Annotated in this window: 18 protein-coding genes and 2 pseudogenes; 8 read left to right on the forward strand and 12 right to left on the reverse strand. The window is 69.8% G+C overall.

The genetic code is table 11. The features are described from left to right. Positions 1 to 27: 27 nt before the first annotated feature. The 3 genes from O1G22_RS15980 to O1G22_RS44880 are packed head-to-tail and all read right to left on the reverse strand — an operon-like array spanning position 28 to position 2,724. Positions 28 to 1,191 carry an adenosine deaminase gene (locus tag O1G22_RS15980; protein WP_270081973.1) on the reverse strand — a complete coding sequence of 388 codons (1,164 nt, stop codon included), beginning with the start codon at positions 1,189 to 1,191 and terminating at the stop codon, positions 28 to 30. A gap of 16 nt (positions 1,192 to 1,207) precedes the next feature. Beyond that, positions 1,208 to 2,566 (reverse strand): RNA-guided endonuclease InsQ/TnpB family protein, encoded by a 1,359-nt coding sequence (locus O1G22_RS15985; RefSeq protein WP_270081974.1) that lies wholly within the window; start codon positions 2,564 to 2,566, stop codon positions 1,208 to 1,210. Beyond that, complete coding sequence (locus tag O1G22_RS44880; RefSeq protein ID WP_428986368.1) at positions 2,563 to 2,724, reverse strand: toxin-antitoxin system HicB family antitoxin; 162 nt, start codon at positions 2,722 to 2,724, stop codon at positions 2,563 to 2,565. Before O1G22_RS44880 ends, O1G22_RS15985 begins: the two co-directional genes overlap by 4 nt. A gap of 126 nt (positions 2,725 to 2,850) precedes the next feature. Between O1G22_RS44880 and O1G22_RS15990 the strand changes: the two genes are divergently transcribed. Both O1G22_RS15990 and O1G22_RS15995 read left to right on the forward strand, forming a co-directional pair. Further along, complete coding sequence (locus tag O1G22_RS15990) at positions 2,851 to 3,612, forward strand: alpha/beta hydrolase family protein (protein WP_270081975.1); 762 nt, start codon at positions 2,851 to 2,853, stop codon at positions 3,610 to 3,612. Positions 3,613 to 3,738: 126 nt separating this feature from the next. Further along, positions 3,739 to 4,160, forward strand: a pseudogene (locus tag O1G22_RS15995) (transposase); the annotation flags it as partial. A 56-nt stretch (positions 4,161 to 4,216) separates the two neighbouring features. Here the strand turns inward: O1G22_RS15995 and O1G22_RS16000 are convergent. Beyond that, positions 4,217 to 4,981, reverse strand: coding sequence for a hypothetical protein (locus tag O1G22_RS16000; RefSeq protein ID WP_270081976.1), 765 nt, complete (start codon positions 4,979 to 4,981; stop codon positions 4,217 to 4,219). Between the two features lie 126 nt (positions 4,982 to 5,107). On the opposite strand from O1G22_RS16000, the gene O1G22_RS16005 reads away from it, so the two are divergent. The 3 genes and pseudogenes from O1G22_RS16005 (at position 5,108) to O1G22_RS16015 (ending at position 6,237) form a co-directional block, all read left to right on the forward strand. Beyond that, positions 5,108 to 5,311, forward strand: coding sequence for a hypothetical protein (locus O1G22_RS16005; RefSeq protein ID WP_270081977.1), 204 nt, complete (start codon positions 5,108 to 5,110; stop codon positions 5,309 to 5,311). Between the two features lie 182 nt (positions 5,312 to 5,493). Further along, a pseudogene (locus O1G22_RS16010) lies at positions 5,494 to 5,778 on the forward strand (transposase); the annotation flags it as partial. A gap of 72 nt (positions 5,779 to 5,850) precedes the next feature. Beyond that, positions 5,851 to 6,237, forward strand: a complete 387-nt coding sequence (locus O1G22_RS16015) for a VOC family protein (protein ID WP_270081978.1) — start codon at positions 5,851 to 5,853, stop codon at positions 6,235 to 6,237. 155 nt (positions 6,238 to 6,392) lie between these two features. Here O1G22_RS16015 and O1G22_RS16020 read toward each other — a convergent pair whose 3' ends face one another. Next, on the reverse strand, positions 6,393 to 7,355 hold the full coding sequence (locus O1G22_RS16020; RefSeq protein ID WP_270081979.1) for a LysR family transcriptional regulator: 963 nt from the start codon (positions 7,353 to 7,355) through the stop codon (positions 6,393 to 6,395). Positions 7,356 to 7,417: 62 nt separating this feature from the next. Here O1G22_RS16020 and O1G22_RS16025 point away from each other — a divergent pair, with 62 nt between their 5' ends. The 3 genes from O1G22_RS16025 to O1G22_RS16035 all read left to right on the forward strand — a co-directional run bounded on the left by O1G22_RS16025 (position 7,418) and on the right by O1G22_RS16035 (position 11,347). Further along, on the forward strand, positions 7,418 to 8,716 hold the full coding sequence (locus O1G22_RS16025) for an MFS transporter (RefSeq protein WP_270081980.1): 1,299 nt from the start codon (positions 7,418 to 7,420) through the stop codon (positions 8,714 to 8,716). A 98-nt stretch (positions 8,717 to 8,814) separates the two neighbouring features. After that, complete coding sequence (locus O1G22_RS16030; RefSeq protein WP_270081981.1) at positions 8,815 to 10,224, forward strand: DNA polymerase III subunit beta; 1,410 nt, start codon at positions 8,815 to 8,817, stop codon at positions 10,222 to 10,224. A 109-nt stretch (positions 10,225 to 10,333) separates the two neighbouring features. Then, positions 10,334 to 11,347, forward strand: a complete 1,014-nt coding sequence (locus O1G22_RS16035; protein ID WP_270081982.1) for a sigma-70 family RNA polymerase sigma factor — start codon at positions 10,334 to 10,336, stop codon at positions 11,345 to 11,347. On the opposite strand, the gene O1G22_RS16040 is transcribed toward O1G22_RS16035, so the two are convergent. The 7 genes from O1G22_RS16040 to O1G22_RS16070 all read right to left on the reverse strand — a co-directional run bounded on the left by O1G22_RS16040 (position 11,231) and on the right by O1G22_RS16070 (position 18,695). Beyond that, complete coding sequence (locus tag O1G22_RS16040) at positions 11,231 to 11,644, reverse strand: STAS domain-containing protein (RefSeq protein WP_270081983.1); 414 nt, start codon at positions 11,642 to 11,644, stop codon at positions 11,231 to 11,233. The two genes, O1G22_RS16035 and O1G22_RS16040, sit on opposite strands and share 117 nt — an antisense overlap. Before the next feature lie 30 nt (positions 11,645 to 11,674). Then, complete coding sequence (locus O1G22_RS16045) at positions 11,675 to 12,958, reverse strand: thymidine phosphorylase (protein ID WP_270081984.1); 1,284 nt, start codon at positions 12,956 to 12,958, stop codon at positions 11,675 to 11,677. A gap of 68 nt (positions 12,959 to 13,026) precedes the next feature. Next, positions 13,027 to 13,431 (reverse strand): cytidine deaminase, encoded by a 405-nt coding sequence (locus O1G22_RS16050; protein WP_270081985.1) that lies wholly within the window; start codon positions 13,429 to 13,431, stop codon positions 13,027 to 13,029. Continuing rightward, positions 13,428 to 14,714: an ABC transporter permease gene (locus tag O1G22_RS16055; RefSeq protein ID WP_270081986.1), complete on the reverse strand. Its 1,287-nt coding sequence runs from the start codon at positions 14,712 to 14,714 to the stop codon at positions 13,428 to 13,430. The genes O1G22_RS16050 and O1G22_RS16055 overlap by 4 nt, the downstream gene beginning before the upstream one ends. Beyond that, entirely contained in the window at positions 14,714 to 15,838 is a 1,125-nt protein-coding gene (locus O1G22_RS16060; RefSeq protein ID WP_270081987.1) for an ABC transporter permease, read from the reverse strand. The genes O1G22_RS16055 and O1G22_RS16060 overlap by 1 nt, the downstream gene beginning before the upstream one ends. After that, positions 15,835 to 17,361, reverse strand: a complete 1,527-nt coding sequence (locus O1G22_RS16065; RefSeq protein ID WP_428986493.1) for an ABC transporter ATP-binding protein — start codon at positions 17,359 to 17,361, stop codon at positions 15,835 to 15,837. Before O1G22_RS16065 ends, O1G22_RS16060 begins: the two co-directional genes overlap by 4 nt. 272 nt (positions 17,362 to 17,633) lie before the next feature. Continuing rightward, the gene (locus O1G22_RS16070; RefSeq protein WP_270081988.1) at positions 17,634 to 18,695 is read right to left on the reverse strand and encodes a BMP family lipoprotein; all 1,062 of its coding nucleotides are present in this window, start codon (positions 18,693 to 18,695) and stop codon (positions 17,634 to 17,636) included. Between the last annotated feature and the right edge of the window lie 134 nt (positions 18,696 to 18,829).

Raw genomic sequence — 18,829 nt, forward strand, 5'->3', positions numbered from 1 at the left:
CATTCCGTTCCGGGACGAAGGGCTCGGTCAGCCCTCCGAATCAGCAGAACCGCTGGTGGAGGCCGTCTGCTGGAACAGCCATTCGGATTTCAGTTCCGCGTATCCCGGTTTGATGACGTCATTGATCATGGCGAGTCGTTCATCGAAAGGAATGAACGCTGATTTCATCGCATTGACGGAGAACCACTGGAGGTCGTCGAGTGTGTAACCGAACGCCTCGACAAGGCGCTCGAATTCCCGGCTCATGCTCGTGTGGGACATCAGCCGGTTGTCGGTGTTCACCGTGGCCCGGAAGTGCAGCCGGCGCAGCAGCCCGATCGGGTGCTCGGCGTACGAGGTCGCGGCCCCGGTCTGGAGGTTGGAACTGGGGCACAGTTCCAGCGGGATCCGCTTGTCGCGGACGTACGACGCCAGCCGGCCGAGCCGCACCGAGCCGTCCTCGCGGACCTCGATGTCGTCGATGATCCGCACACCGTGCCCGAGCCGGTCGGCGCCGCACCACTGCAGTGCCTGCCAGATGGACGGCAGCCCGAAGGCCTCGCCGGCGTGGATGGTGAAGTGGTTGTTCTCGCGCTTGAGGTACTCGAAGGCGTCCAGGTGCCGGGTGGGCGGATAGCCCGCCTCCGCGCCGGCGATGTCGAAGCCGACCACGCCGGAGTCCCGGTAGCGGTTGGCGAGTTCGGCGATCTCCAGGGAGCGGGCCGCGTGCCGCATGGCGGTCAGCAGGGCGCCGACCCGGATCCGGTGGCCGTTCTCCCGGGCCAGCCGCTCCCCCTGCCGGAACCCCTCGTTGACGGCCTCGACCACCTGCTCCAGGGTGAGCCCCCGCTCCAGGTGCTGCTCGGGCGCGTACCGCACCTCGGCGTAGACGACGCCGTCCTCGGCGAGGTCCTCGGCGCACTCCCGCGCGACCCGGATCAGCGCGTCCCGGGTCTGCAGCACGCCGACGGTGTGCTTGAAGGTCTCCAGGTACCGTTCCAGCGAGCCGGAGTCGGCGGCTTCCTGGAACCAGATGCCCAGTTTGTCGGGGTCGGTCTCGGGGAGGCCCGGGTACCCGGTCTCCTCGGCGAGTTCGACGACGGTTCCGGGACGGAGCCCGCCGTCGAGATGATCGTGCAGCAGAACCTTGGGCGCCCGGCGGATCTGGTCCGGCGTCGGGACGGCTCCAGTCGGTGCAGTCTGGCTCGTCATTTCCGCACTCTAACTCCTACGCGCGTAGAGCGCGCCGTACCGGAGGGCACTTTTCCGTCGATACGCAACGGTGACCGCACGTACGGGTTTCGTACACCGCCCCTTCTGACACTGTTCTGTCGTGACCCCACCCACGCGTAACCGCGCGAGCTTCCTGCGTCGTCGGCTGAGCAGCGACACAGAGGACCAGCCCGGCCCTGTTGAGGACGTTCAGCGCGCCGACGTGATCCGCGTCGGCCGCGAACCCGCACGCCGTGCACTGGAACTTCGCTTGAGTGACGCGGTTCTCCTTCGCGACGCACCCGCAGGACGGGCAGGTGCGGGAGGTGTTGCGAGGGTCCACCGCAACGACGGTCCGACCGGCGCTTTCAGCCTTGTTGGTGAGGATCGTGAGGAACACCCCCCAACCCGCGTCGAGGATCGATCGGTTCAACCCGGCCTTCACAGCCCGCTGGTTCGGGAGGAACACGCCGGGCCGGTCAGGGTCGGGCTTCGGCTTGGGAGCGTGGGTCATGCCCGCCGTGTTCAGCCGTTCGTGAGCGATCGCGTCGTAGTCGCCCACGAGGGTAAGGGCGGTCTTGTGCGCATGGTCCAGACGCTGACGCCGGATCTTCGCGTGGATCTTGGCGACCTTCCGCGCGACGGCGCGGTGCGCCTTCGCGCGCCGCTTGGTGCGCTTGGGAAACGTCGCCAGGTGCCGCTGGGCTTCGGCCAGTTCCCCGGCCGCCACTTCGAGGAAGCGAGGGTTGGCGATGTGCTCGCCGTTCGAGGTGGTCAGGAAGTACGTGACGCCCATGTCGACGCCGACGACCTCACCAGTCTGGGCCAGGAGTTCGGCGGGCACCTCGTCACACGAGAGGACCACATACCAGCGGCGGCCTTCCCGCTTGACACTGATCGTCTTCACACAGCCCTTCACCAGCCGGTGCTGGTGCACGCGGACGTGCCCGACGCCTTGCAGTCGGACGCGGGTGCGGCGGTCGTACTGGGTGGAGTCCCAGCGGCACCCGTCCCCGTCCCTGGGGAAGACCACGGTGTCGAAGCGGCCGACACCCTTGAAGCGCGGGTATCCGGGCTTCTCACCGGCCTTGATCCGGCGGAAGAACGCCTGGAACGCCTTGTCCAGACGGCGAAGCGTGGCCTGCTGCGAGGAGAGGGACCAACGGCCCTGACGCTCGGGGTCGAAGGTGCGGATCTCCTTGAGCTGCGCCGACTGGTCCCTGTACCTGACACTGGTCTTCGAGCCGCGCTGGTAGGCATCCCGCCGCTCTTGGAGTGCGCCGTTGCACAGGGAGCAGTGATCGGCCAGCATCGCCCGCAGCGCGGCTTCCTGCCTGGCAGTGGGACGCAGGAGGAACGTGTAGGAGCGAATCATCCCTGGCGCCTCCGCTCAAGGCGCAGGGCATCGGCGAGGAGAACGCATGCGGCGGCGTTGAGCGAGATGCCCGCCCGGTGGGCGTACTCCTCGACCTGCCGCTTCAGATCCGGGGGGACGCGAAGGTTCAGCGACTCCCGGCGATCCCCTCTAGACACAACCAAAATGCTGCCACTTCTGACGGTGGCTCACATCATGGACCGGGCGCTGCGCAGCTCTGCAGCACAGCTACGGATTCGATTCCCCCACCGGCTGAAGCAGGTGGTCCCCTGGAAAGGAATCTGATGGGACAGCAAGCGACGCCGGTCCGAACCGCCAGGCTGGGAAAGGCAGTCGGCCCGGAGCCGACGGCGGTGAGCGGAGCGGTGCTGCTGCTCCCCGGCGGGGAGGAGGTGTCCGCCCGCCGGCCGTCCCCCGTACGGGCGACGGTGGCGCTGCGCTCGCTGGGCCGACGGTTCGCGCGCGCGGGCCGGGCCGAGGGGCTGGCGGTGCACACGGTCCACTACCGATACCGGGGGTGGAACGGGAGCGAGGCGCAGCTCGCGGTGGACGCCGAGTGGGCCGCCGACGAGGTCGTACGACGGTACGGGGACGTGCCCGTGTGCCTGGTCGGGGTGGACATGGGCGGGCGGGCGGCGCTGCGGGCGGGTGGGCATGAGGCGGTCAACTCCGTTATGGCGCTTGCGCCTTGGCTGCCCGAGGAGGATGTGGCCGCTCCCGCGGAGCCGGTGAAGCAGCTGGTGGGGCGGCGGGTGCTGATCGTGCACGGCACGAATGACCAACGGACCGATCCTGAGCTGTCGTTCCGGTTCGCCGCGCGGGCGAAGAAGGTCAACCGGGAGGTGTGCCGGTTCGAAGTGCATTCCGATGGACACGGGTTGAGCGGGCACCGGGACGAGGTGGGGTGCCTGGCCGTCGACTTCATGCTCGGGGCGTTGTTCGGGTATCACGTGTCGCGGCCTGTCGAGGATGCGCTGGCTGCTCCGCCGCCGATTGGTCTTCGGATGCCGTTGGCTGTGGGGTTCGGTCGGTCGTTGAGACGGTAGAGCTCGGGACACCATGTGGTCTTCGGGGTGCGGGGGGTTGGTGGTTGATCGCGCAGCCGCGGGGGTCGGGAAGGCACGCCCGTGCTCAGCGTAGTGAACGCCGACGGCTCGTCCCTGATCGACGAGATGGTCCGTGGCGGCGCGCGAAGGATGCCGGCCGTCGCGCTGGAGGCCGAAATCAACGCCTGTATAGCGGAGTTGACCGATCAGTGCGACGAGAAGGGCCATCGCATGGTCGTGCGCACTGGCTACCACCAGCGGCGCACGGTGACCACGGCGGCCGGTGCGGTCGAGGTGAGGGCGCCGCGGATGAACGACAAGCGCGTTAACGAGGCGACGGGCGAGCGCAAGCGGTTCTCCTCGGCGATCTTGCCGCCGTGGTGCCGCAAGCCCCGAAGATCAGTGAGGTGCTGCCGTTGCTCTACCTGCACGGCCTTTCTTCCGGAGGCTTCGTGCCCGCCCTGGAGCAGTTCCACGGCAGTGCGGCTGGGCCCTCTCCGGCCACGGTCACCTGGCTGACCCAACAGTGGCAGGCCGAAGGGCCGGCCCCAGAGCAACTGGGCAGGCCCTTCGGCACTCCGTCATAACCGCCCCAACAGCTCCACTACGACGGGGTATGGCTGTGCATGACCCGCTCCTCGATGAGAACGTGAAGGGCGCGTAGGTGAGGTGTCTCGCGGGCTACCGCCATCGACCGCGCGTCCTCCCATGAGCATCTCCGGCCGTCCACGGTGACCGAGTCCGCGCTGAGGGTGAACTTGCCGTAGGTCACCGACTCGCCCCGCTCCAGGCGCGCACGGGCACGCGGGACTTCGTATGCGGCGATCAGATCGGCAAAGCGGTCGATATGGCCTCCACGCCCATTGAAGGTAAGGAGTTTCTCGCCACCAAGGGTGCGCAGTTCGAGCAGGGGAATGGAGACGTCACGTCCTGAACTGCCGACGGAGCGGGTCATCTCGTACTCGAAGGGGAGTACGGCGTGCCAGGGGCGGGCGTCGCAGCCCTGTGTTGACACGATGACCATGCCCCGCTCGTATCCGTAGACGGTGGGAGCGTTGGCCTTGTCCCGTCTGTGTCGTTTCTCCTGGAAGAACAGGGCGGTTCCGAGTGCCACGGCGACGAGCAGCAGCACGGCACCTACCACCCGCCCGCCGGCCCCGCTCCCGGGCGCGGGCTCGCGCAGGACGAGCGCGAACCCACCGAACATGGGCACAAGGAGCAACGGCAGCCCCACCCACCAAGGCGCGTTCTTGGGCGGCATCTTGTGCCCGGTGACGTAAGCGCCGAAGTCCTCGGCTTCGGCCATTGCGTGCACCTGCGGCAGTTCCTCCACCAATTCGCTCACCCCGGCCGGCCCACGCGTCGCCATGTGCCCTCCTCCCCCACGTCCCTGCAAGCAGGAGGATAGGCCGGGGCAGCCAATTGGGAAAGATCACCACAAGACCCAGGCTTATGCTCGCGGCCGTGACGCACGCTTGAAGATCAGCTCTCCGAATTGACGGAACTCGGCCTGCCGCTGGACTGCCCCAACCCCAAAGCCGCCCACCTGGTGCTCAGCGCCGGGACTGCAATCGACCGCCGCACCTGCCACCAGTCCGTGCACGCGAAGCACCACACAACCAAGGACACCACCGACCCGCTCCACCCCGCACGGAGTGCCGAGACCACGTCCCTGTGGCGTCTGATCACAACCGCATGACCGACACCGATTGCGTGACAGCACCTCGCTCCCAGTTCCCCAGCGGCGGGTCCCGGTCGGCGTTACAGAACGTCACAGATCACCGCTTCTGACACAGCTTCTGGCCCAAGCCGATCGGTACAACTCCCTGCGGGCTACGCCCTCGCAGGCGTCAACAACGTCATGACCCACAACAACCAGCTTTCTTCGATTTCCCCGCCGAGCACTGGATCCACCTGCGAACCACGAACCCCATCGAGTCCACCTTCGCCACCGTCCGCCTGCGGACCGAGGTCACCCGCGGGGCCGGCTCCCGCACCGCCGCCCTCGCGGTGGTCTTCAAGCTCGTCGAGTCCGCCCAGCAGCAGTGGCGGGCCGTGAACGCACCCCATCTCGTCGCCCTCGTCCGCGCCAGAGCCCGTTTCGAACGCGGCCAGCTCGTCGAACGACCCGAGCTCAACGCGCCTGAACCACATCAACTGATCTAAATTTCCTGCCAGTTAATCACCAGGGACGCTCGAATCATCTCGCTGGCGTCATCCGTTCCTGAAAGGAGTCCTGTGGCATCCATCAAGGACATCGTCTTCGACAGCCCTCATCCGGCGTCATCCGCCCGATTCTGGGCCCAGGCCCTGGACGACTACGAAATCGCGCCGTACGACGAGGAGGAGCTGACCCGGCTGCGTTCCGTGGGTATCAACGACCCGGAGGACGACCCCACTGTCCTGCTCGTTGGCACGGACGGCAGGTTGCCCCGCATCTTCTTTCAGCTGGTGCCAGAGAACAAGCGGGCCAAGAACCGGATCCATCTCGACCTGAGCACGACCGATGCAGCCGCAGAGGTCAAGCGGCTATGCGCACTCGGGGCAACGGTTCAGGCCGAGCGTGAGGACTGGATCACGATGCAGGACCCCGATGGCAACGAGTTCTGCGTTATGCGCTCGTGAGCGGAGGCAGGCCCTCGGCCAACCTTCAATCTCATCGAAGGCTCCACCGCCCTCGCGACATGATCGGCTTCAACTGATCCACAGAAATTGACAATTACTCCCCACGCGGCGGAACCGCATATGAGACACAGCCCCGCGCCCCTGGTTGGCGGCCCTCAGGTCGGCAGCAAGTTGCCCCTCCTCGACAGCAGGAACTTCTTGAACGCGGCGACCGGTGGGGTGTCCGGGCGGTCCGCCAGCCAGGCCACCCCGATCTCCCTGGCCGCCTTCGGGGCCGTGACCGTCAGTTCCACGACGCCCGGCCTGGGGACGGTGGGCGGCGGGAGAAGGGCCACCCCCAGTCCCGCCGCCACCAGACCCCTCAGGGTCTCCGCTTCCTCGCCCTCGAAGGCGACCCTGGGGCGGAAGCCCGCCTCCCGGCACAGGGCGTCGGTGATGCGGCGCAGGCCGTAGCCGGGTTCCAGGGTGACGAAGGTTTCCTCGGCGGCCTCGGCCAGGCGGATGCGTCTGCGGCCGGCCAGGGGGTGGTCGGCGGGGACGACCAGGCGGAGCTTCTGTTCGTCCAGGCGGCGGGCGACCAGGTCGGGGGCGTCCGGGACCGGCGAGGTCAGACACAGGTCCAGCTCGCCCGCGCGCAGGCCCTCCAGCATGGCCTCGCCGTAGTTCTGGACGAGGCTGAAGCGGATGCGCGGATGGTCGGCGCGAAAGGCGTGCAGGAGGCCGGGTACGGTCTCGGCGCCCATGGTGTGCAGGAAGCCGAAGGCGACCTTGCCGGTGGCCGGGTCGGCGTCGGCGCGGACCTCCTCGGCGGCCCGCTCGACCTCGGCGAGGGCGCGTTCGACGGAGGCGAGGAAGGTGCGGCCGGCGGGGGTGAGGGAGACCGTGCGGCCGTGGCGGGCGAAGAGGTCGACGCCCAGGTCCTGCTCCAGGCGGACCATCGCGCGGGAGAGGGTGGACTGGGGAACGTTCATCTCGTGGGCGGCCCTGGTCACGTGCTCGGTGCGGGCCACGCCGGCGAAGTAGGCGAGGCGGGGCGCGAGCACCTTCGACATCTCAGCCATGTCTTCTGTGTCACTGTTCGATGACAGGCGAGTCCGTGAGCTTTGCTGATGCACCATGGGAACGATTATCGCCATTCCATGCATTGGACGGATGAGAAGCCCGACCATACGGTCTAGGCATGTCTCCCGCCAGTACCGGGGCGTCCACCACCGTGGGCGCCACCTCGCCCGTCCTCGTCGCCAACACCGCTGACTCCGCTGCCGACTCCCGGATGACTCCGGGCGGGCCCGGCTACCGCCGGATGAGCCTCGCCCTCTTCCTCGCCGGCGTCGCCACCTTCGCGCTCCTGTACTCCACGCAGGCCCTGCTGCCGCTGATCTCCGGGGAGTTCGGGGTCGCGGCGAGCGAGGCGAGCTGGACCGTGGCGGCCGCGACCGGCGGACTGGCGCTGTTCGTGCTGCCGATGAGCGCCCTGTCGGAGCGCTTCGGCCGCCGTACGGTGATGACGGCCTCGCTGGCCGTCGCGGTCACCGTCGGCATGCTGGTGCCGTTCGCGCCGTCGCTCGGCGTGCTGGTGGTGCTGCGGGCCGTCCAGGGCGCGGCGCTGGCCGGTCTGCCCGCTTCGGCGACGGCCTATCTGGCCGAGGAGGTCCGGCCGAAGGCGCTGGTCACGGCGATCGGCCTGTTCGTCGCGGGCAACAGCGTCGGCGGTATGAGCGGCCGGGTGATCACCGGCTGGGTGGCCCAGGAGTGGGGCTGGCGGGTCTCGGTCGGTGTGATCGGCGCGATCGCCGTGGCGTGCGCGGTGGCCTTCCGGCTGCTGCTGCCGACTCCCCGGCACTTCACGGCGGGCTCGCTGCGGCCCCGCGTCCTGCTCGACACGGTCCGCGACCACCTCGCCAACCCGCTGCTGCGCCGGCTGTACGCGATCGGCGCGCTGTTCATGACGGTGTTCGGCGGTGTGTACACGGTGATCGGCTACCGCCTGACGGAGGCGCCGTTCGGGCTGCCGCAGGGCATCATCGGCTCGATCTTCCTGGTCTACCTGGTGGGCACGGTGTCCGCCTCCACGGCCGGCCGGCTGGTGGGCCGCCTCGGCCGCCGGGGCGCGCTGTACCTGGCGGGCGGTACGACGGCGGCGGGCCTGCTGCTCTCCCTGGCGCCCTCGCTCCCGCTGGTCCTGCTGGGTCTGGTGTTGATCACGGCGGGCTTCTTCGCGGGTCACGCGGTGGCGTCCTCGGCGGTCAGCAAGACGGCCACGCACGGGCGTGCCCAGGCCGCCGCGCTCTACCAGTCGATGTACTACATCGGCTCCAGCGTCGGCAGCACGGTCGGCGCGACGGCCTTCCACGCGGACGGCTGGGGCGGCACGGTCGGAGTGGGCCTGCTTGCGGTCATCGGTGTCGTCACGATCACCGTCGCCGGCACCCGGGCGGCCCGGGTGGCGGCCCGCCGGCAGCCGGTCGCGGCGCACTAGCTTCTGCACTTTCGGCGAACCCCCTGCTCAGGGGCCGTTGTCAGTGGGCGCGGATAGCGTCCATGGCACAACTGGTCCATCGAGCGGGGGTTTGTCGTATGGAGTTCCGGATCGCGCGCGGGGAGCTGGCGGAGGCGGTGGGGAGGACGGCGCGAGCGCTGCCCGCCCGGACGCCGGTGCCGGTGCTGGGCGGATTGCTGCTGACCGCGGAGGCGGGTCGGCTGACGGTGTCCGGCTTCGACTTCGAGACCATGGTGCGCGTGGAGACCTCCGCCGAGGTGACGGCGGAGGGCCGGGTCCTGGTGCTCGGGCGCAGACTCCTGGACATCTGCCGGGTGGTGCCCGAGGGCCCGGTGAGCTGCGCGCTGGAGGGGACCCGGTTCGGTCTGGAGGCGGGCGGCACCCGGTTCGGGCTGTCGACGCTGTCGTACGAGGAGTATCCGGCGCTCCCCCCGGCGCCACCGGCGTACGGCGGGGTGGACGCGGAGGCGTTCGCGACGGCCGTCGGGCAGGTGGCGGTGGCGGCGGGCCGCGACGACACGCTGCCGGTGCTCACCGGGATCCAACTACGGTTCGACGGCGAGGAGATGACGCTGTCGGCCTCCGACCGCTACCGCTACGCGGTACGGCGGCTGGAGTGGAAGCCGGAGGCGGGGGCGGCCGGCGAGGCGGGGACGGCCGGGGAAGCGCGGCCCGCCGGAGAGGCGGCAGCGGCCCGGGAGGTGGGAGTAGCCAGGGAAGCGCGGCCCACCGGCGAGGAGGGGTCGGCCGGGGAGGCAGGGCCGACCGGGGAAGCGCGGCCCGCCGGAGAGGCCGGAGCGGGCCGGGAAGCCGGGGCGGCCCGGGAGGCGGGGGCGGCCCGGGAGGTGCGGCCGACCGGAGAGGCCGGAGCGGGCCGGGAAGCCGGGGCGGCCCGGGAGGCGGGGGCGGCCGGGTCGGCTGGTGAGGCGGTGGAGGTGCTGTTGCCCGCGCGGCGGCTGCTGGAGGTGGCGCGGTCGCTGGCCCGGTGCGGGACCGTGCGGATCGGCCTGGATCCGGCGCAGCAGGCCGGCGGGGGCGTGGTCGGCTTCGCGGGCGGGGGCACCCGGACGGTACTGCGGCGGCTGGAGGGGCGGCTGCCCGGGTACGGGTCGCTGTTCGCGCTGCCGGACGCGGCGGTCGCCGAGGTGGACTGCGCGGCGCTGACGGAGGCCGTACGACGGGTCGCGGTGGTCGCCGAGGCGAACAGCCCGGTCCGGCTGGACTTCTCGGCCGCCGAGGGCACGCTGCTGGTGCGGGCCGGGTACGGGGACGACGTGGCGGCACAGCGGCTGCCGGCCGTACTGCACGGGGCCGAGGAGTTCACCGTGGCCTTCAACCCGGCCTATCTGCTCGACGCGCTGAACTCCTTCGAGGGCCCAGAGCTGCGGCTGGAGCTGCTGGGCAGCGGGCAGCGGGCGCTGCTCGGCGGCACCGGTGCGGCAGCCGGTCACCGGCATCTGCTCATGTCCGTGAAGCAATTGGTCTGAGCTGGGCTTTTTCGTACTCCGGGGGCCGTTGTCAGTGGGCTGCGGTAGCTTCCGAAGTGCTGGGGCGCAAGGAAGCGCGAACAGGGACGGCCACAGGGGTGGGTGGACGATGGGTGACGGCACGGCGACGGCGGACCTCGACGTCGTACTGGAGAAGCACCGGACCGAGCTGACGGGGTACTGCTATCGGATGCTCGGCTCCTCCTTCGAGGCCGAGGACGCGGTGCAGGACACCCTGGTGCGGGCCTGGCGGAGCTACGAGAAGTTCGAGGGCCGCTCGTCGGTGCGCTCGTGGCTGTACCGGATCGCGACGAACGTGTGCCTGGACATGCTGTCGGCGGGCAACAAGAGGGCGAGACCGATGGACCTGACGGAGTCGACCCCGCTCGCGCAGGCGGCGCTCTCCCCCCGCCCGGAGAACACCTGGCTGGAGCCGATGCCGGACGGGCGGGTGCTGCCGGAGACTCAGGACCCGGCGGACGCGGCCGTCGCGAAGGAGTCCATCCGGCTCGCGTTCATGGCGGCGCTGCAGCAACTGCCGCCCAAGCAGCGGGCGGTGCTGATCCTGCGCGAGGTGCTGGCGTGGAAGGCCAGCGAGGTCGCCGAGCTGCTGGGCACCACGGTCGCCTCGGTCAACAGCGCCCTCCAGCGGGCCCGCGCCACGCTCGCCGAGCGGGCCGAGGGCAGCCCGGAGGGGGCCGTGTCCGACCCCCTGGACGAGGAGCAGCAAAAGCTCCTGGAGCGGTACGTCAAGGCCTTCGAGGGCTACGACATGACGGCGCTGACGGCGTTGCTGCACGAGGACGCCATCATGACGATGCCGCCGTTCGACCTGTGGCTGCGCGGTACGGCGGACATCACCGGCTTCATGAGCACGCTGGGCGCGTCCTGCGCCGGCTCCCGCCTGCTGCCGCTCCGGGCCAACGGGCTGCCGGCGTTCGCGCACTACAAGCCGGACGAGGAGAAGGGCGGGTTCAGCCCCTGGGCGGTGCAGATCCTGGAGATCTCAGACGGCCGGATCACCGGTTTCCACTGCTTCCTCGACGCCCAGCGCTGGTTCCCCCTTTTCGGCCTGCCCCTCCACCTGGAAGCGGAGTCCGACGAGGTCGAGGAGGGCGAGTAGCGCCGGGTCGGGATCCCGCAGCCGTATCCGCCCGCCGGCCCGGCGGGCGGTCAGCTCCAGCCGCGCCAGCAGATCGACGACGGCCAGCCCCGGCGGCCCGAGCCCGCCCACATCACAGACGACGACCGGTTCCCCGCCACGACCGCCACGACCGCTGCCATCGCCGCCGTCCAGCAGCGTCCGCACGGCGGCACACAGCCCGGCCACGTCCGCACGCCTGACGGGGCCGGGCAGCACGAGCACGGCGAGTGTCCTGTCCTCCACGACCGGTAGACCGGCGGGAGGACCGGAACTCATCGCGTCGCGCTCGGCGGTGCTCCGCCCAGCTCAGGCAATGCGCTCCACCACCACCGGCGACGCGGTGAAGTCCGTGCCCGGCGCGGCGATGTCGTACGACCCCTCCACCGCCTGGAGCGCGTACTCGAAGCGCTCGGGGGTGTCGGTGTGCAGGGTCAGCAGGGGCTGGCCCTCCTGGACCGAGTCGCCCGGCTTGGCGTGCATCTCCACGCCCGCCGCCGCCTGCACCGGGTCCTCCTTGCGGGCGCGGCCGGCACCCAGGCGCCAGGCGGCGATGCCGATGTCGTACGCGTCGAGACGGGTCAGCACACCGGACGACGGGGCCTTGATCACGTGCTGTTCCTTCGACGTGGGCAGCTCGGCGTCCGGGTCGCCGCCCTGGGCCGCGATCATGCGGCGCCAGACGTCCATCGCGGAGCCGTCGGCGAGGGCCTTCGCCGGGTCGGCGTCCTGCACGCCCGCCGCGGCCAGCATCTCGCGGGCCAGGGCGATCGTCAGCTCCACCACGTCCGCCGGACCGCCGCCCGCGAGGACCTCCACCGACTCGCGGACCTCCAGGGCGTTGCCCGCCGTGAGACCGAGGGGGGTGGACATGTCCGTCAGCAGGGCGACCGTCTTGACGCCGTGGTCCGTGCCGAGGCCGACCATGGTCGACGCCAGTTCGCGCGCGTCCTCGATCGTCTTCATGAAGGCGCCGGTGCCGACCTTCACGTCCAGGACCAGGCTGCCCGTGCCCTCCGCGATCTTCTTCGACATGATCGACGAGGCGATGAGGGGGATCGCCTCGACCGTGCCGGTGACGTCCCGCAGCGCGTACAGCTTCTTGTCGGCCGGGGCCAGGCCGTCGCCCGCCGCGCAGATCACCGCGCCCGTCGTGTCCAGGACGTGCAGCATCTCCTCGTTGGACAGCAGCGCGCGCCAGCCCGGGATCGACTCCAGCTTGTCCAGCGTGCCGCCGGTGTGGCCGAGGCCCCGGCCCGAGAGCTGCGGGACGGCCGCGCCGCAGGCCGCCACGAGGGGTGCCAGCGGGAGCGTGATCTTGTCGCCGACGCCGCCCGTCGAGTGCTTGTCGGCCGTCGGGCGGGATAGGGACGAGAAGTCCATGCGCTCGCCCGACGCGATCATCGCCGCCGTCCAGCGGGCGATCTCGCGGCGGTTCATGCCGTTGAGGAGGATGGCCATCGCGAGCGACGACATCTGCTCGTCGGCGACCTCGCCCCGCGTGTACGCGTCGATGACCCAGTCGATCTGCTGGTCGGTCAGCTCACCACGGTCCCGCTTGGTGCGGATCACGGAGATGGCGTCCATGGCCATGACGTTCCCTTCGAAGAAGTGCGAAGTGCACGGCCCCCCTGCGAGCGGGGCAGGGGGGCCGTACGGCGTTACTTGGTGAGATGGGCCGGGCCGAAGGCCTGGGGGAGCATCTCGGAGAGGGGCAGGACGCCCTCCGGGGTGTCCAAGAGGAGGTCCGAGCCGCCGAACTCGTAGAGCAGCTGGCGGCAGCGGCCGCACGGCACCAGCAGGCCGCCGGTGCCGTTGACGCAGGTGAAGTGCGTCAGGCGGCCGCCGCCCGTGCGCTGGAGGTCGGAGACCAGACCGCACTCGGCGCACAGGCCGAGTCCGTAGGAGGCGTTCTCCACGTTGCAGCCGGTGACGGTGCGGCCGTCGTCGACCCGCGCCGCCACGCCGACCGGGAAGCCGGAGTAGGGCGCGTAGGCGTGGGACATCGCCTCACGCGCCACCACGCGCAGCGCCTCCCAGTTGAACTCGGCCGCGTGCTGCGTCACTTGCCCTGGCCCTTCCGGTAGCGCATGCCGTCCGCCTTCGGCATCCGCAGGCGCTGCGCCGACAGGGACAGCACCAGCAGGGTGACGACGTACGGGGTCGCGCCGACGAAGTCGCTCGGGACCTCGTTGGTGGTCAGGTACCAGACCAGGACCAGCGCGGCCATGACGGCGCTGATCGCGCCCTGCAGCACCGCCTTCTTGTACAGCTTCCACCCCGCCAGCGCCGCCAGCAGCACGACCAGCAGAAGCAGCAGCGCGTGGACGGTCACGCCGCCGTTGCGCAGCTGGAGCGCGTCGGAGTAGCCGAACAGGCCCGCGCCCATCGCCAGGCCGCCCGGCCGCCAGTTGCCGAAGATCATCGCCGCGAGGCCGATGTAGCCGCGGCCGCCGGTCTGGCCCTCCAGGTAGGTGTGCGAGGTGACCAGGGCGAGGAAGGCGCCGCCGAGGCCGGCGAGGCCGCCGGAGACGGCGACGGCCGCGTACTTGTAGGTGTAGACGTTGACGCCGAGGGACTCGGCGGCGGTCGGGTTCTCACCGCAGGAGCGCAGCCGCAGTCCGAACGGGGTGCGCCACAGCAGCCACCACGTGCCGGCGAACAGGACCACGGCGAGGATCGTCACCACGGACAGGTTCGTGACCAGGCCGCCGATGATGCCGGCGAGGTCGGAGACCAGGAACCAGTGGTGGTTCTCGATCGAGTGCAGGCCGCTGGAGAGGCCGGGCACGGTGACGGTCGGCAGCGAGTCGACCGGCGGGGACTGCTTGGGGTTGCCGCCCGCGTTGGCGGCCGCGCCGGTGTTGAAGAACAGCTTGGCGAGGTACTGGGTGGCGCCGAGCGCGAGCAGGTTGATCGCGACACCGGAGACGATGTGGTCGACGCCGAAGGTGACGGTGACGACGGCGTGCACCAGGCCGCCGAGGACACCGAAGGCGATGCCCATCAGCAGGCCGAGCCAGGGGCTGGACTGCCAGCCGATCCAGCCGGCGCCGAAGGTGCCGAGGATCATCATGCCTTCGAGGCCGATGTTGACCACGCCGGACCGCTCGGACCACAGGCCGGCGAGGCCGGCGAGGCCGATCGGGACGGCGAGGCCGAGGGCGGCGCTGACCTGGCCGGCGGAGTCGAGCGAGTCGGAGCCGGTGATCATGCGGACGGCGGAGACGAGCAGCAGGGCGCCGGCGACGATCATGAGGATCTGGCCGAGGGAGCGGCCCGAGCGCTGCGGCGCACCCGGCGCCTTGGGGGCCGCGGGCGGCGGCGTGTCGGTCATCGTGGCAGTCATCACGCCACCTCCTGCTTCTTCGTCGCGGCGGCCTGGGCGGCGAGTTCCGCGCCGACCTTCTGCTGCTGGCGCTTGAGGCCGTAGCGGCGTACGACCTCGTAGGCGATCACGACGCAGAGGACGATGACGCCCTCGATGACGCCGAGGATCTCCTTGTCGTAGCCCTGGAACTCCAGGTGGTTGGTGGTGCGCTCCAGGAAGCCCCAGAGCAGGGCGCCGAGCGCGATGCCGACCGGGTTGTTACGGCCGAGCAGCGCGATGGCGATACCGGTGAAGCCGATCCCGGCAGGGAAACTGGCGTCGTACTGGTGGCTCTCGTTGAGCAGGGTGGGCATGCCGACCAGGCCGGCCACCGCACCCGAGATGATCATGCTGGTGGCGACCATCTTCTTCACCGACACACCGCTCGCTGACGCCGCGGACTCGGACTGGCCGACCGTGCGCAGGTCGAAGCCGAAGCGGGTGCGGCCGAGCACGAACCAGTACGCGATACCGACGACCACGGCGACGACGATGAAGCCGTCCAGGAGCCCGGCCGGGCCGGTGTTGATCGTGAAGAAGTAGGAGGAGGAAGGCAGCGGCTTGGTGGAGACCAGGGTGCCGCCCTGCTGGAGTTCGCCGAGTCTTCCGGGCTGGAGCAGGTAGGCGATGATCGCGGTGGCGATCGAGTTCAGCATGATGGTCGCGATGACCTCGCTGACGCCCCGGGTCACCTTGAGGATGCCAGCGATGGCAGCCCACAGGGCGCCGGTCGCCATGGCGCAGATCAGGATCAGCGGGATGGCGATCCAGCCGGGCACGCTCAGCGCGCCGCCGAGGACGGCGGCGATGAACGCGGCGAGCCGGTACTGGCCGTCGACACCGATGTTGAACAGGTTCATCCGGAAGCCGATGGCCACCGAGACACCCGCGAGGTAGTACGTCGTCGCCTTGTTCAGGATGTAGACCTGGCTGTCGCTGGCGAAGCCGTAGGTCACCATGTCGCTGAATGCGGCGCCCGGGTTCTTGCCGGTGGAGAGGATCACCAGGGCGGTGACGACGAGGGCGGCGACGACCGCCAGCAGCGGCGCGGCGATCCCGAGGAGCAGCCGCTCCTTGTCGATCCGTGAGGTCAGCTTGTTCATCGCTCGTCGTCCTCTGTGTGCTCCAGGTGGCCGGTGGCCGCACCCGTCATGGCGGAGCCCAGCTCTTCGGGGGTGATCGTGGCGGGGTCGGCGTCGGCGACCAGGCGGCCGCGGTACATCACCCGCAGGGTGTCGGAGAGCCCGATCAGCTCGTCCAGGTCCGCGGAGATCAGCAGCACGGCCAGGCCCTCGCGGCGGGCCTCACGGATGTAGTCCCAGATGGCGGCCTGGGCGCCGACGTCCACACCGCGGGTGGGGTGGGCGGCGATGAGCAGCTTGGGGTTGTGGCTCATCTCGCGGCCGACGATCAGCTTCTGCTGGTTGCCGCCGGACAGCGAGGCCGCGGTGACGTCGATACCGGGGGTGCGGACGTCGTACGCCTGGACGATCCGCTCGGTGTCGGCGCGGGCGGCCTTGATGTCGATCAGTCCGCCCTTGGAGTTGGGCTTCTCGGTGACGTGGCCGAGGATGCGGTTCTCCCACAGCGGTGCTTCCAGCAGCAGGCCGTGGCGGTGGCGGTCCTCGGGGATGTAGCCGATGCCGGCCTCGCGGCGGTCGCGGGTCGCGGTGTGGGAGATGTCGGTGCCGTCGAGGGTGATCACGCCCGCGTCCGGGTGGCGCATGCCCATGATCGCCTCGACCAGCTCGGACTGGCCGTTGCCCTCCACACCGGCGATGCCGAGGACCTCGCCCTTGTGGATGGTGAGGGAGATCTGGTCCAGGATGATCCGCTCGATGCCTTCGAGGTCGGTCTGCGCGAGGTGCAGCCCGTCGACCTTCAGCATGGGGACGTCCGTGACGGTGGACTCGGTGGTCTCCGGGGTGGGCAGCTCGCTGCCGACCATCAGCTCGGCGAGCTGCTTGGGGGTGGTGCCGCGCGGCTCGACCGTGCCGACCGTCGTGCCGCGCCGGATGACGGTGATCTCGTCGGCGACGGAGAGCACCTCGCCCAGCTTGTGGGAGATGAAGATGACGGTGAGGCCCTCGGCCTTGAGCTCGCGCAGGTTGTCGAAGAGCGCGTCGACCTCCTGGGGCACGAGCACGGCGGTCGGCTCGTCCAGGATGAGGGTCTTGGCGCCGCGGTAGAGGACCTTGAGGATCTCCACGCGCTGGCGGTCGGCGACGCCCAGCTCCTCGACGAGCACGTCGGGGCGAACGTTCAGGCCGTACGCGTCGGAGATCTCCTTGATCTTGGCGCGGGCCTTGCCGCCGATGCCGTACAGCTTCTCCGCGCCGAGGGCGACGTTCTCCAGCACGGTGAGGTTGTCGGCGAGCATGAAGTGCTGGTGCACCATGCCGATGCCGCGGGCGATGGCGTCGCCGGGGTTGTGCAGGACGACCTGCTCCCCGTTGACCGTGATGGTGCCCTCGTCCGGCTGCTGCATGCCGTAGAGGATCTTCATCAGGGTGGACTTGCCGGCGCCGTTCTCACCGCACAGGGCGTGGACGGTGCCCGTACGGACGGTGATGTCGATGTCCTTGTTGGCGACGACACCGGGGAAGCGCTTGGTGATGCCGCGCAGTTCGACGGCAGCGGGAGGGCTGGACGCGTTGATGGCGCACTCTCCTCGGGGAAAGGGGCTGCGTAGGGGAGGGCAGGCGTCGGCGACGCTAGCGCGGCAACTCCATGCTACACGCGTAGAGTTGACACATTGTTATGGCTCGGCGGGGGCCACGGGAAGGCAGCCCCGCCGAGCCTATGTCGGTCATTCTCCGCCGGACCGGCCGGATCCGTCAGTTACGTACGCCACGGACGCGTACGACACGGACCGGCCGGACCGATCGGATCACCGGGTCACGGGGTGGTCTTGACCTTGATCTGACCGGAGACGATCTTCTGCTTGGCGGCGTCCAGCTTGGGCTGGATGTCGGTGAGGAAGCCGCCGCTGGTGGCCAGGGAGACACCGTTCTTGGCGAGCGAGTAGACGTTGTTGCCGGTCAGCGGCTTGCCGTTGTGCACGGACTGGACGAGGTCGTAGACACCGACGTCGACGTTCTTGACGGCCGAGGTCAGGATCGAGTTCTTGTACTTGGCCAGACCCGGGATCTGGTACTGGTCGGAGTCCACACCGATGGCCCAGGCGCCCTTGACGCCGCTGACGGCCTCGATCGCGCCGTTGCCGGAGGAGCCGGCAGCGGAGTAGACGACGTCCGCGCCGTTGTCGAGCATGCCCTGCGCGGCCTCCTTGCCCTTGTCGGGGCTGGCGAAGCCGGAGGTGTCCGAGCCGTGGCTCAGGTACTGGACGTCGACCTTGACCTTGGGGTTGGTGTCGTGGACACCCTGGACGTAGCCCGCCTCGAACTTCTTGATCAGCGGGATGTCCACACCGCCGATGAAGCCGACGTGGTCCTTCTTGGTCTTCAGCGCGGCTGCGACACCGGCGAGGTAGGAGCTCTGCTCCTCGGTGAAGGTGATGTTGTCGACGTTGGTGCCGTTCACCACGGAGTCGACCAGGCCGAAGGTGGTCTTCGGGAACTGCTTGGCGATCTTCTCCACGGCGGGCGCGTAGGTGTAGCCGATCGCGATGACCGGGTTGTAGCCGGCCTGGGCGAGGTCCGTGAGGCGCTGTTCGCGGTCGGCCGGGGTGTCGGAGGTCTTGGCGGTCAGCTCCTTGATGGAACCGCCGAACTCCTTCTCGGCCTTGTCGGCACCGCGCGCGGCGGAGTCGTTGAAGGAGCGGTCACCACGGCCGCCGACGTCGTAGGCGAGACCGATCTTGATGCCACCCTTGGCGCCGCCCGAGGAGGACGACGAGCTGGCGTTGTTGTCGGAGGACGTGCTGCCACACGCGGTGGCAGTCACGGCGAGTGCTGCGGTCGCGATGCACGCAGCAGAAAGCTTTGCTACCCGGCGCACGGGAAGGCTCCTTCACCTGACCTGAGCGCCATGTCGGCGCTTGATGTGAGCACCATGCCAGTGCCCGGGCCGAAGCGCCCCGGCGGCGTCGGCTTCGCGGCATCGTAACGCGCGTAGATGTCGCAAAAAACCCC

This window comes from Streptomyces camelliae (genome assembly GCF_027625935.1).
GTDB lineage: Bacteria > Actinomycetota > Actinomycetes > Streptomycetales > Streptomycetaceae > Streptomyces > Streptomyces camelliae.

Coding starts and splice junctions, on each gene's coding strand:
- O1G22_RS15980 (WP_270081973.1), bottom strand. CDS start 1,191: ATGACGAGCCAGACTGCACCGACTGGAGCCGTCCCGACGCCGGACCAG.
- O1G22_RS15985 (WP_270081974.1), bottom strand. CDS start 2,566: ATGATTCGCTCCTACACGTTCCTCCTGCGTCCCACTGCCAGGCAGGAA.
- O1G22_RS15990 (WP_270081975.1), top strand. CDS start 2,851: ATGGGACAGCAAGCGACGCCGGTCCGAACCGCCAGGCTGGGAAAGGCA.
- O1G22_RS16000 (WP_270081976.1), bottom strand. CDS start 4,981: ATGGCGACGCGTGGGCCGGCCGGGGTGAGCGAATTGGTGGAGGAACTG.
- O1G22_RS16020 (WP_270081979.1), bottom strand. CDS start 7,355: ATGGTGCATCAGCAAAGCTCACGGACTCGCCTGTCATCGAACAGTGAC.
- O1G22_RS16025 (WP_270081980.1), top strand. CDS start 7,418: ATGTCTCCCGCCAGTACCGGGGCGTCCACCACCGTGGGCGCCACCTCG.
- O1G22_RS16030 (WP_270081981.1), top strand. CDS start 8,815: ATGGAGTTCCGGATCGCGCGCGGGGAGCTGGCGGAGGCGGTGGGGAGG.
- O1G22_RS16035 (WP_270081982.1), top strand. CDS start 10,334: ATGGGTGACGGCACGGCGACGGCGGACCTCGACGTCGTACTGGAGAAG.
- O1G22_RS16040 (WP_270081983.1), bottom strand. CDS start 11,644: ATGAGTTCCGGTCCTCCCGCCGGTCTACCGGTCGTGGAGGACAGGACA.
- O1G22_RS16045 (WP_270081984.1), bottom strand. CDS start 12,958: ATGGCCATGGACGCCATCTCCGTGATCCGCACCAAGCGGGACCGTGGT.
- O1G22_RS16055 (WP_270081986.1), bottom strand. CDS start 14,714: ATGACTGCCACGATGACCGACACGCCGCCGCCCGCGGCCCCCAAGGCG.
- O1G22_RS16060 (WP_270081987.1), bottom strand. CDS start 15,838: ATGAACAAGCTGACCTCACGGATCGACAAGGAGCGGCTGCTCCTCGGG.